The sequence below is a fragment of the Crateriforma conspicua genome (genome assembly GCF_007752935.1).
Classification (GTDB): Bacteria; Planctomycetota; Planctomycetia; order Pirellulales; family Pirellulaceae; genus Crateriforma; species Crateriforma conspicua.
Genome location: NZ_CP036319.1, coordinates 521,869 through 536,959, shown reverse-complemented (window position 1 = coordinate 536,959; position 15,091 = coordinate 521,869). Strand labels below are relative to the sequence as shown.

8 protein-coding genes are annotated in these 15,091 nt (G+C 59.1%); 5 read left to right on the top strand and 3 right to left on the bottom strand.

Going from position 1 to position 15,091, the window contains the following annotated elements:
• Window positions 1–10 precede the first annotated feature (10 nt).
• Together Mal65_RS02055 and Mal65_RS02050 are read right to left on the bottom strand one after the other, a co-directional pair.
• Window positions 11–1,315, bottom strand: a complete 1,305-nt coding sequence (locus tag Mal65_RS02055) for a S1C family serine protease (RefSeq protein WP_196784497.1) — start codon at window positions 1,313–1,315, stop codon at window positions 11–13.
• A 516-nt stretch (window positions 1,316–1,831) separates the two neighbouring features.
• Entirely contained in the window at window positions 1,832–2,245 is a 414-nt protein-coding gene (locus Mal65_RS02050; protein WP_145293199.1) for a TraR/DksA family transcriptional regulator, read from the bottom strand.
• Window positions 2,246–2,895: 650 nt separating this feature from the next.
• Here Mal65_RS02050 and Mal65_RS02045 point away from each other — a divergent pair.
• The gene (locus Mal65_RS02045; protein WP_145293197.1) at window positions 2,896–6,819 is read left to right on the top strand and encodes an FHA domain-containing protein; all 3,924 of its coding nucleotides are present in this window, start codon (window positions 2,896–2,898) and stop codon (window positions 6,817–6,819) included.
• 16 nt (window positions 6,820–6,835) lie between these two features.
• On the opposite strand, the gene Mal65_RS02040 is transcribed toward Mal65_RS02045, so the two are convergent.
• Window positions 6,836–7,975, bottom strand: coding sequence for a fatty acid desaturase family protein (locus tag Mal65_RS02040; protein ID WP_145293195.1), 1,140 nt, complete (start codon window positions 7,973–7,975; stop codon window positions 6,836–6,838).
• A 104-nt stretch (window positions 7,976–8,079) separates the two neighbouring features.
• Here Mal65_RS02040 and Mal65_RS02035 point away from each other — a divergent pair, with 104 nt between their 5' ends.
• The 4 genes from Mal65_RS02035 to Mal65_RS02020 all read left to right on the top strand — a co-directional run bounded on the left by Mal65_RS02035 (window position 8,080) and on the right by Mal65_RS02020 (window position 15,000).
• On the top strand, window positions 8,080–9,369 hold the full coding sequence (locus Mal65_RS02035; protein WP_145293193.1) for a BaiN/RdsA family NAD(P)/FAD-dependent oxidoreductase: 1,290 nt from the start codon (window positions 8,080–8,082) through the stop codon (window positions 9,367–9,369).
• Window positions 9,370–9,441: 72 nt separating this feature from the next.
• Complete coding sequence (locus Mal65_RS02030; protein ID WP_145293191.1) at window positions 9,442–11,337, top strand: adenylate/guanylate cyclase domain-containing protein; 1,896 nt, start codon at window positions 9,442–9,444, stop codon at window positions 11,335–11,337.
• Between the two features lie 261 nt (window positions 11,338–11,598).
• On the top strand, window positions 11,599–13,503 hold the full coding sequence (locus Mal65_RS02025) for a hypothetical protein (protein WP_145293189.1): 1,905 nt from the start codon (window positions 11,599–11,601) through the stop codon (window positions 13,501–13,503).
• A 60-nt stretch (window positions 13,504–13,563) separates the two neighbouring features.
• Window positions 13,564–15,000: a redoxin family protein gene (locus tag Mal65_RS02020; protein WP_145293187.1), complete on the top strand. Its 1,437-nt coding sequence runs from the start codon at window positions 13,564–13,566 to the stop codon at window positions 14,998–15,000.
• Window positions 15,001–15,091 lie beyond the last annotated feature (91 nt).

The following is a 15,091-nucleotide window of genomic DNA, read 5'->3' as shown; positions in this document are numbered from 1 at the left end:
CCGCGGCCGATCATTGCAAGTCGGTCAACACCACACTGGTGCGATACCGTTTGCCGTTGCGATAGATGATCATCGGCACCGAATCGCCGGCGGGCGTCAGGCCCACGCAGGCAACCAAGTGATCGTCACTTTCCACCTGGCGACCGTTGAATTCGACGATGATATCGCCACGTTGCAAGTTGGCGGTCGCCGCCGGTGATCCCGGACGAACGTTCTTGACCCGAGCACCGCTGTCGTACTGATAGCCGGCTGAAAGCATGTCGGCGGACGTGAACTCGGGATCCAACACGACGCCCAAGTATCCGCGACGCAATTCGCCGAATCGAATCAACTGGTCGGCCACTTGGACAGCCATGTTGATGGGAATGGCAAAACCAATGCCTTCGCTGCCGCCGCTGCTGCTGGCGATTGCCGTGTTGATGGCGACGACTTCGCCACGCAAGTTCAACAGCGGACCGCCGCTGTTGCCGGGGTTGATGGCCGCATCGGTTTGAAAGAAGTCTTGCAAGTCGATCTTCTGTTCGCCCAACGACAGGTCGCGTCGTCCCATGGCACTCATGATGCCGAAGGTGACCGAATGGTTCAAACCGAACGGGCTGCCGATGGCGATCACAAAGTCACCGATTTGACAGTCATCACTGTTGCCCAGCTTGGCGGCGGGCAGATCCGATGCGGCGATCTGCATCACGGCGATGTCCGTGTTCTTGTCGGCCAAGACTTTCAGCGGTGACATTTCGCGACCGTTGTCGGCACGCAACAGGATCTGTTGTGGCGATGCACCGGCGATCACATGGCGATTGGTCAGGACCCAGGTTTCCCCACCGGCGCTGATCAAAACGCCGGCACCCGCCTCGTCATAAGATTCAATCTGGCCGCCCTTGTTTTCGGTCTTGTGGGCTTCGATATGAATCACACTGGGCTTGACCAACTGGGCGACACGCCGAACCAAGTTGCCCAGCCGATCAAAGGCATTGAATTCCTCAGCCAATTCATTGAACAACCGCTCGCGTTGTTGGTCGATCTGTCGCGCCGATGGAACTTCGCCCCCACGTTCGGCAAAGTGATCGTCGTCGGCGCCGCGCAAGGCTTGAGGGCCGACCGGTGGCACCGGGGATTCCAAGCTGGGCCGGGCCATCGTGATCGGATGTCCGGTTTGGGGACTGACATAGCGGGTCTGCTGTGCCGTGGCCGTGACGGACCCCATCCACATCAATGCCGCTGTAGCGATTGGCGTGGCCCATGCGATCACGCGTCGATGCGACTGTCCGTTGGAAACAGCAGTTCGCAGACTCGCTTCGTCACCAAGTTTCATCATCGGCATGTCTTGTCGGAGCGATCTTGGGAAAGGGATGGGGGAACGACAGGCGGGACCGCGCGGCGGAACGTCTTGATCTTACGCATCGTCCACCCGATGGGGCCAGCTTCCACCATGTTCGCCGGGGCGCACCTTGACGCTGTCACTGTCAGAACCGAAACAAACGGCGCATTAAAAAACGGCCGCACCAATGGTGCGGCCGGTACGCTTGGTTTTTCATGCCGTCGTCGGCAATGCGAACGCACGGCGTGTCAAACAGAGATGATTGTCCTAGTGATCCGGTGACCGGTATCTCAATCAAGCGAGATTTTGGTTCAACGGCATCACATCGGCGAACAGAGCGGATCGAACCGAAAAAATAGCTTGGGCAATCCCGATGCATTGTTGCGTCGGACGGCTTGCGCATGGAACGGTGTGTTTCACAGCAGCGGGACTTTGCAACCGCATCGTGATTACCTCCGCTTGGTCAATGCCGTCTGGACTTCGTCGCCCGACGGTTCATCCCGTCTGTCGCAATCAAACGGGGTCCACCTCGGAGACATCGAAAACACGATTCCAGGCCACCACATTGCCACCGTCTTGGCCGTCTTCTTCGCGGCGACGACAGTCGATGCAGTCGGTCGCGTAAGGAACCGCACGCAGCCGGGTGATCGGAATCGGCTTGCCACAGGATTCGCAATTGCCATACGTCCCCGCTTCGAACCGCGCGATCGCGTCTTCCATTGCACCTAATTCGCGAGACTCATTTTCGACCAACTGGCTGTTCAGTTCGTCCTGAATGGTGTCGGCCGCGGCATCCAACGGGTCGCCCGTTTTTTGACCGTGCAGTTCCTGAAGCAAACTGAGATCACCATCCAAGGCGCGTCGCAACGCGTCACGACGGCGGACTAGCGTCACACGCAGTTTGTTGAGGGATTCTTTGCGAGACATGGGTCACCCCCTTCTATCCTCGGTTGGTCGCTGATCTGGATCGTCGAAGTGCCGTGTGCGTCACCGCGCGCCGACGACGGGTGTGTCCTACGTGACCAGTGTCACCCTGGTTTGGTTCCCCGCAAAAGTCAGGGAAACGGGTCCCTTTCAACAAGAGGACCGAATTTCCGACCATCGCGAAACCGCAACCCGGGGCCGTTATCGCAACGCGCCGGCGGAGAACTTCCAAACATAGCGTCATTTGTTCACCGTCCAGCGACGAAGGACGACGTCACCAGTAGCGCAGGCGTCGTAATCCTACGAGCCTGACGACGGAAGTCCCGTCATCAGTTGCTCGGGAAGTAAGCAATCTCCGGGCCATTCGTTGGGAAATACCGCCTGATCCGGTTCTAACGGGCAATCAGCCCCCATTAGAAATCCAACCACCGATAGCGGACAGTTCACGAAACCTGCACAACGGACACCCTCCGCAGGGCTATCCATGCCCCTCTCCGATTTTTCCGATTTCATTGCCTGATCGTTCCAGGTTCACTCATCGACAGTCGCGGCGGCGTCGATAACGGAAGAGTATCGAAACGCGCCGCGACCGAATCGGTCGATCATCGGGATCCAGTCGGTTGGGGCGAACATCGAGGCAAGGGATTGCACAGGTGAGCTTGAATCAAGACACAACGACCGGATCGTTTCAAATCGAAGCGATCATCGGCGCACCAACGAACCACACCAACGTCTCCGAGGGGGCGAAGGATCCGGGCGGAGTGGCTCCCATGGCAATCGACCCGGGGCCGCCGGAATCAGCCGTCGCCACGGCCCAAGCGGCGATCGAGTTTCGCGTCTCCCGCCAAGACGCGCCGACCCGACGCCTGCGTCTGGCCGGTGCTCGATACACCTTCGGCAGCGGTTCGTCGTGCTCGATCTGCCTGGACGATCCATCGCTGCAGCCTCTGCACGCGATCCTGATCCGCGAAGGCGATCGTGTCCAAATGCGTGCCCATTCGATCCCGATCGAAATCAACGGATCGCGAACGACCGAGGCGGTGTTGTCGGTCGGCGACCAAGTTCGTTTGGGCAGCTATCGATTTGAATTGTTGTCGATCGCCGCCTCCGTTTCCGTGCCGGTTGTCGATCCGGTGCTCGCCACCGGGACACAGTCGCCGGACAGTTCGTCGGCACCACAACACCAGCGGGACGACGAACAGGACATGGGACGTTTATCGTTTGACGATGCTGGCATGTTTGGGGAACCTTCGCTGGACCTAGCATCCTTTGAAAAGCCCACCGCACGTCCGCCACAGGATGCCGCCGCGTCTTCGGAAACCGTCTTACAACAATCACCGCCGCTGCCCGATTTGTCGGGCGTGTTGACCAGTGAAGTGATCGATCATCAAGTTTGGCAAGACCGACTTCGCCGTGAAGTTCAGTTGTGGCGCCAGCGTCAAGAAGAATGCGAACGACTGGTCCAACGATGCACCGACCGCGAATCGGAATTGCGTCAACGCGAATCGGAGTTGTGGAGCAGGGCAGAGCGACTGCAGGCTCGCGAAGCCAATCTAAAGGCACAAGAATCGGCCGCTTACGAAATCCAACGCGAATACCTGGTCCAGCAAGAAGAACTGCAACAGTTGCGTAAGCAACATCAACAGCAGTCCGACGACTGGAACCGCCGCAACGAAGAATACCGACGCCGGGAAAACGAGTACCAAGCTCAGGTCGAACAAGCATCTCGGCAACTGGAACAGTCGCGCAGCCAGACCGAAACCGCGACCCAATCGGTTGCACGAATGCGCCAGCAGCTTTCGGCTCTAAACCACCAGCTGGCCAGTCTGTCCCAAAACCAGGAAGAACTGGAACAGCGCGAGCGGAACTATCGCGCCGAACTGCAGCAACAGACCGAGCATTGGAAAGCCACACTTGCCGACGCGGAATCCAAACAACAAGCGTCACAACGTGAATTGGCGGAACTAAAGGAAGCGAAGGACGACAGCGACACACGGCGTCAGGAAGCCGAGGCACGTGTCCGCGAAATGACGGACAGTTTGCAGCTGGCGCAGTCCCAGGCCGAAGAACAATCCGCCAAGCTGGCCGCAAGCGAATCGATCGCCGAAGAATTGCGTGTCCAAATCGCGGAAATGCAACAGGAACTGCAGGAAGCCCAATCCGACACGGCACAGCTGCGCGACGAGTGTGAACAAGCCCAACAACAGATCCAGAATCTGGAACACGAAGGCGTCCAGATCCGATCGGATTCTGACCAACAACGCAGCCAATGGGAATCCGAAACGGTCCAACTGCGTGAATCGGTCCAGCAACTGAGTGATGAACTTGCCGTCGCCAACGAGCAACTGACGAAGCTGCAGCAGAACAACGACGAACTGTCCGACAAACTGCAACAGATTCGCCAGCAACGCGACGAAGCCATCGCCGAGTCGGAAAGCCGCCCGTCGGCCGACGACCTGCAACGCGTCCGCGATGAACTACAAGACGCCACCCAGCGTCTGAGCGACTTGCAAAACCATCACGAGGACGTTCTGCAAGAACTGGAACAGGCACGTCACGCCGTCGACGTTCAACAGGTCGCCACATCAAGCGAACCCGATGTTTCGACCGTCGCCGAAACGCCGGCGGCCGAGTTACCGCCGGCGGAGCTATCGGAACCCGAATCAGCGGATCCCGAACCATCCGCGCCAGGGTTACAGATTGCTGAACAAGCGGCTGCACCGGAGATTCCGGCACAGGAAGAACCGTTGTGCGACGAACAAGCCGCACCACAGTGGCAGGACGAACATGACGCGGCCATTGGGCAAGCGGAACCGCCCCTGTCGGTCGTCGACGCCGATGTGTGGCCGACCTACGACCATGTCGAATCACAACCGGCCGACGATGCATCCGCAACAGCGGACGATCACAGCGTCACGATCGCCGAAGACGCCTCCGCGTCGGCCGACGCGTCCGTCGCCGAGGAAGCGTCGGAATCGTTGCCGATGACGCCGCCGAATTTGGCATCGGATGTCGATCACGAATCTCAGGTCGAATCATCCCCGATCGGTGAATCCGATCCATCCGTCGGCATGACCGATACGACCGACGATGCGGCATGGGACACACCGGTTGCAACACAACACGATGCATCAGAGCCCGAACCATCCGCGGCAGTGACGCAGGACGATTCCGGCTCGATCGCTGAAGATGCTTCGGAAGATCCCTGGGCTTCGGTGTCAACGGACTGGGACGACCAAGAAGCATCGATCCACGACGGTGGAACACCCGCGATCACGGAACAAACGGAAACTTCAACGGACTCCGCCGAAGATTCGTCCGATTTCGACCCGTGGGCTCAAGCCAGTGAACCCGCCCAATTGAGCCGAGAAGAAATCGAAGCGGCGAAGGCGAGTTGCCAAGAGGATGACGAAGCAGAAAGCAAACCTGCTGACGCGGGTGTCGACATGACATCGATCTGGAGCGAACCGGAAGCGACCGACTCCGATTCATCGAACATCTTTCATGAACCCACGGTTCTGACCGAAGGCGACCTTGCGTCGGATACATCTTGGACGCCGCCCGCGACCGACGAAGACTTGTCGGCATCGGATGACGCTGAATCATCGCTCGCGGCTGAATCCGACCAAGGCCTGGAATTGGTGGCCGATCCGAGTGAGACCTTCGAACCGGAACAAGCCACCGATTCGGACTCGGAAGACGCGACACGCTTCATCGCCGAAGGCTCGTTGGCCCAACAACTGTTAAGCGACATTGCCGCGGACCAATCCCAACCGATCGAAGCGGTGGATCCGCCTGAGCCCGTCACCGAAGATGTCGATCCGCAAGAGAGCGAATCCACGTTTGCCGGCACGTTCAACCTGGCCGACTGGCAGGATGAAAACCAAGACATCGCGGACCAACCGTCGATCAGCGATAACACCGGTGCCGATGACTTAGCCCCCGCACCCGTCCAAGAAGTCGCCAGCGAGGTTGCCACCGATCCCCAGCCGACACCGGAGCCGACCGCCGCGAATACCGTCGCCGCGGAGGAACCCGAAGACGATTCGATCGAAGCCTACATGAATCGCCTGCTGCAACGTGTCCAAAACGGGCCAAACGCAACCAGCGCAGCCGTTGGCGGATCGGCCCCCGCGCCTCAGAAGGATGCAGCAGCGGCAGTCGAGGAAGCACCGGCGGCGGAAATCCCGGTCGAACCCGAACCGGTCATCGATCCCAACGCGCCGCTGATCGCTCGTTCCGAGGCCCCCGAAAAGCACACCAACTTGTCGGCCATGCGAGAGCTGGCCAATGATTCGGCCCGCAGCGCGATCAGCCGCAGCACCAAACAACAAATCCGTGACACCCAATTGCGTGGAATGTCTCGTCTGTTGGTCGCCGCCGTGTTTGCCATCAGCGGGCTGGGCGTTTTCGTCGCGTCACCCATCATGTGGGTCAGCCTGCTGGGCTTGCTTGCCGGGATCATCGCCGCGGGGCTTTACGGACGCGAAGGCTGGATGCTGATCCGCGATTCACGCCGCCGTCTGATGATGGCTCAAACCGCCCAGGGCACTCAGCCGAACCAGGATGAATCCTAAGGCCACGACGCGTTGATCACGTGGTTTGCGTATGCCCGTGTCTCAACGGATCGGAATGCGTTTCCGATCCGCCCGCACGTTGCCACAACGCTACGATCTGTTCGGTCAAACTGTGTGCGTTGGTTCGATGATAAATCGAATCCGCAGGCAGTCCTTCGGTCAAACGCCGATGGGCCAGCCCCAGGTTATGATAGGGAATCCTGGGGAATAGGTGGTGAAGGGCATGAAAACGCGTGCCCACCGGTCCCCACAGTTCGGTGATCCAAGCGTTGTCCGGATAATTGACCGAGTCCAACAGTTGGTCTTCAAACGACATTTCGCCTTCGTCATTGGTCCACCGGTGTGCCCCAAGGGTCCGAAATTCATTCAGGACCAGAACGCCAAGACCGACGGCATAGGCGACCAACCAAAACGGGTCCAACCACTCACCACGCATCAGTCCGCCGCGGATCAGAAACCAAACCGCCCAAGCAAAACAGCAGACTTCTTGCAGTAACACGATACGCATCAATCGGGGCGACGCATCGGGACGTTCGTAAAACGGGTCCACCACCATCGTCGAAGCGTGACGATGAACCCATTTGCGTGCCGGCGGAAACACCCAACAGATCGGGCTGATGATCAGAAACCGGGCCAAGCCCAAAATGGGAATCACCAAAGCCTGGAAAATGAAGCCGACGATCATCCATCGGCCATGATGACTTAGCGGAAGATACTCGCCGTCGTGCTCGGTGCCGTAGTGTTTGCGACGATGATGATCGACATGCGGGTAATACAAGAACGACGGCACGAAGAAAAAGATCCCGCACAGGGCATTCCACGCGATTCGGAACCCGCGAAACCCCTCCTGCGGCAGATGCACCAATTCGTGGATGAACATCAACGCCCGCATGTATAACAGCACCGTCACGACGTATAACGCGACCACCGCCGGCGGCATCCAGGCGGCATCGGGATACCAACGTGGCAAGAAAAAGATGCCGTGAAGTGCGATGTGCCCCAGGACGATCGAGACCAAAAAATCGGTCCAGTAGATCAACGGATTGGGGCGGGTCAGATCACCGATCAGTGTCCGGGCTTGTGCGAACGAGAAACGTTGGTCCGATGATGGACGCGGTTTTTCATCGCCAAGCGGTCGCGTTGCAGCTGATTCCATGGTGTCACAAAACAATTCGTTGGATGACGTGATGTTTCATCGGCCGGCCCGATCGCTGTCATCGCAACGATCGTTCCTTTCACACTAGTTCCCCCCGCCTGGTCATGGCAGCAGATTCCGATACTGAAGCTGAAATCATTGTCATCGGTGCCGGTGCCGCTGGTTTGATCGCTTCGGCGGTTGCCGCCCAGCGATCCACGGGCAGTGTATGTCTGCTGGAAAAAAATCGCAAAACGGGCGTCAAGATCCTGATGTCCGGCGGAACCCGATGCAATTTGACGCACGACACCGATGCCCGCGGTATCACCACCGCGTTCGGGCACGCGCGACGATTTCTGCAGCCCAGCGTCGGTAGTTTCGATCCATCCGACGTGGTGGCGATGTTCAATGACTTGGGCGTGCGAACCAAACGCGAAGCAACGGGTAAGATTTTTCCCGTCAATGATCGTGCGGTGGAAGTTCGCGACGCGTTGCATCGACAGGCCGAAAATGCGGGTGTCCAGATCCGACGTCCCTGTGCCGTCGTCGACGTCCGGCCCGACGCCGGCGACTGGGTGGTCGATACCGACCAGGGACGGCTCCGGTGCAAGCAGCTGATCGTCACGGCGGGCGGCCGCAGCTATCCGGGATGCGGCACCACCGGTGACGCCTACGCATGGCTGCAGCGTCTGGGCCATACGATCGTGCCCACACATCCGGCGCTGGTGCCGCTGGTCGGCGGGCCGTCTTGGATGCACGATTTGTCCGGCGTCACGGTCGACGACGTCGCTGTTTCGGTGCGTCAAATGCGTGGCCAACGCCCGGTAAAGAAACCCTTGCTGGTGCGTCGTGCATCATGGCTGTTCACGCATTTCGGTTACAGCGGGCCCGGTGCGATGGACGTCAGCCGGTACCTGACCGGTCCGACCGATGATGACGACCGACGATTCTTGACGATCGATTTGACGCCTGAGGTTTCCGCCACACAGTGGGAAGAGATCCTGCGTGGCGGGGACGGCCAATCCGGGCGAACCCACGTTCGTTCGTTGCTGGCGCGCCACCTGCCATCACGTCTTGCCGACGCGGTCACCCTGCACGCGGACGCCGACCATACACTGGCATCGTTGCCGGCGGTCGGGCGCCGACGCCTGATCGATCGGCTAAAACGACTGGACGTGCCGGTTGCCGACAGTCGTGGTTTCACCAAAGCGGAAGTCACCGCCGGTGGAGTGGATCTAAGCCAGGTCGATCCGCGTTCGATGGCCAGCCGAATTCAAAACGGTCTGTACATTGCAGGGGAGGTGCTGGATGTGGACGGCTGGATCGGCGGATACAACTTCCAGGCGGCCTTTAGCACCGGACGCGCCGCGGGAATCGCTGCGGCCCGTTCACTGGAAACCTCCTCGGAAGCTTGACCCGCGGCCAAACGTTCCCGACGGCCGAATTTCTGTCTATCCGTTTTTCTCGACGAATCATCGACGGTTGCCATGCCTGAATTGATCGCCCAAGGACGCAACAGCGGGCAACGATGGTGCCGCGAAGTGCCCGATGCCACCAACCATCGCGGTATCACGATTGGTCGCAGCGGTGCGGATTGGGACGTGCCTTGGGATTCGATGATCTCCCGAGCCCACATTCGCCTAACGGCGATGCCCGACGACCGCGTGGAAATCCAACGGTTGCCGACGGCCCGCAACCCGGTTTTTCACGGCGGACGTCAAGTCGATCAATTCACGTTGGTCCCCGGCGAACACTTTGTGATCGGGCACACCACGTTCACCCTGGCCAGTCGCGCCGGTTCATCTCACACGCCCAACGTGGGTGATGTGACCGAGCACGCGTTTGATTTGGGATCCCTGCGGCGTCAAAAATTCCGTGATGCCAATCAACGAATCGATGCACTGACCAAATTGCCGGACTTGATCACCGGCAGTTCGACCGAACAAGAATTACTGGTTCGTCTGACCGGCGTGCTGCTGACAAGCACGCCCGCAGCCACCGATGTCGCCATCGTGTGTTATCGGGATACCGCGGACGAAGCGAAAAGCGGATTGCGCATCTTGCACCGCGACAGTCGTGTCCCGGGTCGCGAACAACCACCGATCAGTTCCCGGTTGGTTCGCGCCGCGGTCTCGTCACGTGAAAGCCGGTTGCACCTTTGGTCGTCAACCCGTCGGGACGCGGTCGCTTTTACGGCCAGCGAAGAAGTGGACTGGGCATTTTGTGTTCCCATTCGCAGCGATGCGTGTGCCGGCTGGGCCTTCTATGTGGCCGGCCAGACGATGGCCCCGCTGTCGGCTGATCCTGACGAACAGGCCGAATATTCCGCGCCGCAAGACTTGGGCGACGACGTCAAGTTCGCCGAACTGGTCGGCACCATGCTGGGGAATCTTCGCAAATCGCTGCGTCTGGAACGACGTCAATCCGCGATGCGGAGCTTCTTCGCGCCGGTCGTGATGGACGCCTTGGCCAATCGCGAAGTCAGCGAGGTCTTGGCACCGCGTGAAACGGAATTGGCCGTCATGTTTTGTGACCTGAGGGGCTTCAGCCGACAAAGCGAACAAGCGTCCGACCGGCTGTTGGAATTGCTGGATCGCGTCAGCAATGCGCTGGGCGTGATGACTCACCATATCCTGCGACAACGAGGTGTGATCGGTGATTTCCACGGCGACGCGGCCATGGGGTTCTGGGGTTGGCCGCTGGATCAACCCGATCGTCAAGTCCGCGCGGCGCTGGCGGCTCTGTTGATTTGGCGACACTACGCGGCCGACACCAATCAGTCCGGATTCCGTTGTGGCATCGGCATTGCCAGCGGCCGCGCGGTGGCCGGACGCATCGGAACGACCGACCAAGTGAAAGTGACCGCGTTTGGCCCGGTGGTGAACCTGGCAAGTCGTCTCGAAGGCATGACCAAGGTCTTCGGTGCCGAAGTCTTGCTGGATCAAACCACTGCCGAAGCATTGTCGACGGCGACGCCCGGATCGTTCGGAACCTTTCGGCTGCGGCGTTTGGCCACGGTGCGTCCGGCGGGCATGAACGAACCGTTGCAGATCAGCCAACTGCTGGGCACCAGCGACGACGGATCCTTACAAGAAAGCGTCGAATTGGGCGTCGATTCGGCAGTCACCCCGATCGATTCCCCCGGCCAACAGGACGGTTCCGACTCGCCCTCGTCGGCCCCTAGGACGCTGACCGACGACGACATCCGAAACTACGAACAAGCCCTCGACCGATTCGTCGCGGGGGATTGGGACGAAACCTACCAGTTGCTGCATGCGTTGCCGGCATGGGACCGCCCCAAGGATGTTTTGTTGTCGGTGATCCTGCGACACAATCGGGTCCCGCCGGCGGATTGGGACGGCGTGATCGATCTGCCCAAATGATTTTGCTGGATTTCCCACCATTTGCCCCGACGACGCGGTGGGTTCCGACACGGTTAGAATCCGATCGATCCGTCCAAACGGACCATTGCGGTCGTTTGCCCAGCCTACCTAGACTTTCACCCGTCGAAATCGGTCGGGCCAGCGGAAAATGAACGCCGGGCTCTTTGACGCGTTCACCGCGGGGCATCGGATCCAGTGCGTCCGCCATCCGATTCCGGCAGATCAAGGACAGCAAGGCGCGAACCAGCAAGGCGAAACCTCATGACAAAGCAATCCATCACCGGGCTCACTTTGGCGACCTTCCTTGCGTTCGGCCTCGTTTCGCAGTCCGTCGTCACCGGCCAAGGCACAACCGTCGTCAGCACAACATCGATGCCATCACCGCCGGCCAGCCGATGGAACCGACTGGCCGATCAGATCGAAAGCAATCTGGACGCCATTCGCGGTGATCGGCTGCCCAACTTGGATGTCGCAAAGTCAGGATTCATTGCTTCTCTGACGCAGTTACAGCAGTATCTGGACACCCACACCAGCCGTCGAAACCGTGCCGCATGGATGCGTTACATCGATGCCCAACCGTTGGCCGATGCGATCGAAAACGACGAATCCGTGTCGACGATCGGTCGCCTGGCAACCGAACTGCATCTACGCATGGTGGGGCTTCACGACGGCCTGGAACTGGCGAACTTTCGTCAATTGCGAACGTCCACCGAAGGGCTGATTGCCGCGGCAAAGTTTGCCGATTCCGAGCGTTCGGTCCCGCTTCTGCAGCGACAATTGGAACTGTTATCAAAAACCTTGCGCGAGATTGATTCGGCACCTTCGACCGATGACGCCGCGGCGATCGGTACGATCCTGGGAACGCTGAGCGAATCGCGTCAGGTCCCCGATTTGATCGCGAACGTTCGATCCTCCTTCGCCAGCCCTAACTTTCGCATCGACATCCCCGAACGCACGGTTCAGTCGGCCGTGATACGCGACGTCAACAAATTGCAGCCGGTTCGCGATTGCATCCTGGGGACGGCATTGCGAGGCACCAGCAATTTGCGCGGCATCGTTCAAGCGGACCTGCAACCGTCCATCGGCGACGTGCATATGGTGTTGCATTTGACCGGTCGATTCCACAGCGACAACGTGGGTTACAACAAACCGGTCCGCTTGACGACCGTGTCCGATGGAAACGTGCACGTCACACGAAGCCTGTTTTTCGGCCCCAACGGTTCACGATTGTCCGCGGCATCCGCACAAGTGTCTCTGCAAAGCAAAGTCACGTCGATCCAACATCGATGGCGACTGGTGCGTCGGATCGCCAGCAAACGCGCCGCGGAGCAAAAGCCGTTGGCCGATTCTATCGCTCGCGAAAAGTTGCGACGACGAGTGACATCCGAATTCGTCCGCGAAACGGACCAGGCGGCATCGTTGCCCAGCCCGAACATGATGTCCCGTGCGGAACCCTATCTACTGCGATTGGACTTGGAAAAGCCGCAGCGGACCTGGGGCAGCACGGACACATCCATGTTCATCGAAGGCGTCATGGCCGATACCCACCAGTTGTCCGCCGATCGCCCGGCGCCGCTGTCTGATGCAGGCAGTGACGCATCGATCCAGATCCATGAATCCGTGGTGGAGAACACTCTGGCACCGCTGCTGTCGGGGCGATCCTTCGAACAACATGAACTGGACGATCTGCTAGAACAGATCGGGTTGCCCACACGGAAAGCGACGGACGATCCAGACGATGAACCGGAGGAACCGTTCCAACTGCGATTCACGCGATTCCGACCGATCATTTTTGAAAGTCGTGGTCAAAAGGTACGCCTGGGTCTGCGTGGATCCGAGTTCGCACAAGGCGACCGAGAGTTGCGGCGGACCAACTTGGAGATCGCAGCAACGTATGTCCCCGCGCGACTGGACGACGGGTCGATGTGGCTGATCCGCGATGGGGAAGTCGACATTCGATTCCCCGGTCGCCAGCGTTTGGGGCTTCGCGAATCCGCGATCCGCAGCACGCTGCGAAAGTCGTTTCAGAATGTGTTCCCCGAAACACTATTGTCCAAGACTTGGACGACGCCGGACGATTTTGCCATCCAATCAGTCGCCGGTCGCCAGTTTCGGTCCAACCACATCGACGCCCGTGACGGTTGGCTGACGATCGGCGTTCGATAGACTGGTCGTGTCGGTATCACGAGCCTTCACGCTGTTTCCCGCTTTTCCCCAATCGACGTCATGGCCAACTTTTCTTTCTACCAACGTGCCCGGTCTGTTGCCGTCCCGTCGCATCGCACGCGTCGTGTGGGGTGCCGACTTGGGATGGTCCCGATCGTCGCCGTATTATTGGCTGTTCTGCCGCATATGATCGCGATCGCCGACGACCCAAAGACGCAGACTTCATCGGAAACCGCCGAATCAGACGTCGATTTGTTTGAACTGGATCAAGAGGTTCAATCGGCACTGTTTCCGCTGTTCGAAGCCATCTCGCAAAGCCGCGTTTCAAGGTCAACGATTCAACTGACCACGGAAACCACCGTGGGCGGCCGCGTGGTCGATGCCCAAGTATCGACCTACCAGATCGCATCCAAAACGCCCGATCAATTCACGATCTATTTGAAGGAGACCGATCAGCGAACTCGGATCTTCAATAACGCGAAAAAGCTGACCGTCGCATTGTCGTCCGACGCCTATGTGGAATTGGATGAACCGATTTCGATTCGCCAGGCCGTCGATGGTTTGCCGATTCCCATGGGTCCGTATCCCGAACCGGTCCTGGCGATGACGTTGGCCGGTTACGATCCCGCCATCGCGTTGGTCGGCGGAATGAAGTCGATCCAGCTGGTCGACCGGGCACCGTTTCGCGGCGAAACCCCAGCGGTGCACCTCAAAGGCGTCCAAGACGACTTGGTTCAGTGGGACTTGTGGCTGCTGGATCGCGACAACGAACTACAGCGTCCGCTGCGAATGATTGTCGACTTGACCGACATGCTGCGGTCCAACCAGCAAATGAAGATGCCGGCCGGATACCGATACCAGTTGCGTTTCGACTTTTTGTCCTGGCGAATCTCCGGGGATGTGGACGAAAAGCTATTCACGTATCAGCCACCGACCGGCGCAAAGAAGTACCCGTCGGTCGACACGTATTATCAATCGCTTGCCGGCGTCTCCAAGGATCATCCACTGCTGGGCAAAGACATGCCGGAATTTGCCAGCGTCACGCTTGATGGCAAAGGCGTCCGGTCGCAGGACCTGATGAACAAGGTCGTCGTTTTGTCTTTCTGGGCGACTTGGTGCACGCCGTGCCTGGAATCAATGCCAACGCTGCAATCGGTCACTGAACGCTATCAAGACAAAGACGTTGTTTTCTATGCCGTGAACGTGGGCGAATCGGCCGACAAGGTGGCCGGATTCCTTAGCGAGCAACCGTGGCAGGTTCCCGTGATGCTGGATTCCGAAGGGGAAATTGCCGACGCGTTCAAGGCCGACGCGATCCCCCAGCGGATCCTGATCGGCAAATCCGGCAAAGTGGAATCTGTGCAACTGGGTTACCAGGGTGCCGAGGCCTTGGAACACCAACTGACCGATGAATTGGACGTGTTGCACATCGGCGGCCGAATCGCAACGTCAAAGACGAACACGCCAAAAGACAAAGCGAAATCAGACAGCCCCTGATACCAGTCACGGCCCAAAGAAAAAACGCGGTGTCGCCCGATCGGGCGACACCGCGATGGTGTATCAATGGTTTGTCGGCCGACGTTTCGCC

Coding starts and splice junctions, on each gene's coding strand:
- Mal65_RS02055 (WP_196784497.1), bottom strand. CDS start 1,315: ATGATGAAACTTGGTGACGAAGCGAGTCTGCGAACTGCTGTTTCCAAC.
- Mal65_RS02050 (WP_145293199.1), bottom strand. CDS start 2,245: ATGTCTCGCAAAGAATCCCTCAACAAACTGCGTGTGACGCTAGTCCGC.
- Mal65_RS02040 (WP_145293195.1), bottom strand. CDS start 7,975: ATGGAATCAGCTGCAACGCGACCGCTTGGCGATGAAAAACCGCGTCCA.
- Mal65_RS02035 (WP_145293193.1), top strand. CDS start 8,080: ATGGCAGCAGATTCCGATACTGAAGCTGAAATCATTGTCATCGGTGCC.
- Mal65_RS02030 (WP_145293191.1), top strand. CDS start 9,442: ATGCCTGAATTGATCGCCCAAGGACGCAACAGCGGGCAACGATGGTGC.
- Mal65_RS02025 (WP_145293189.1), top strand. CDS start 11,599: ATGACAAAGCAATCCATCACCGGGCTCACTTTGGCGACCTTCCTTGCG.
- Mal65_RS02020 (WP_145293187.1), top strand. CDS start 13,564: ATGGCCAACTTTTCTTTCTACCAACGTGCCCGGTCTGTTGCCGTCCCG.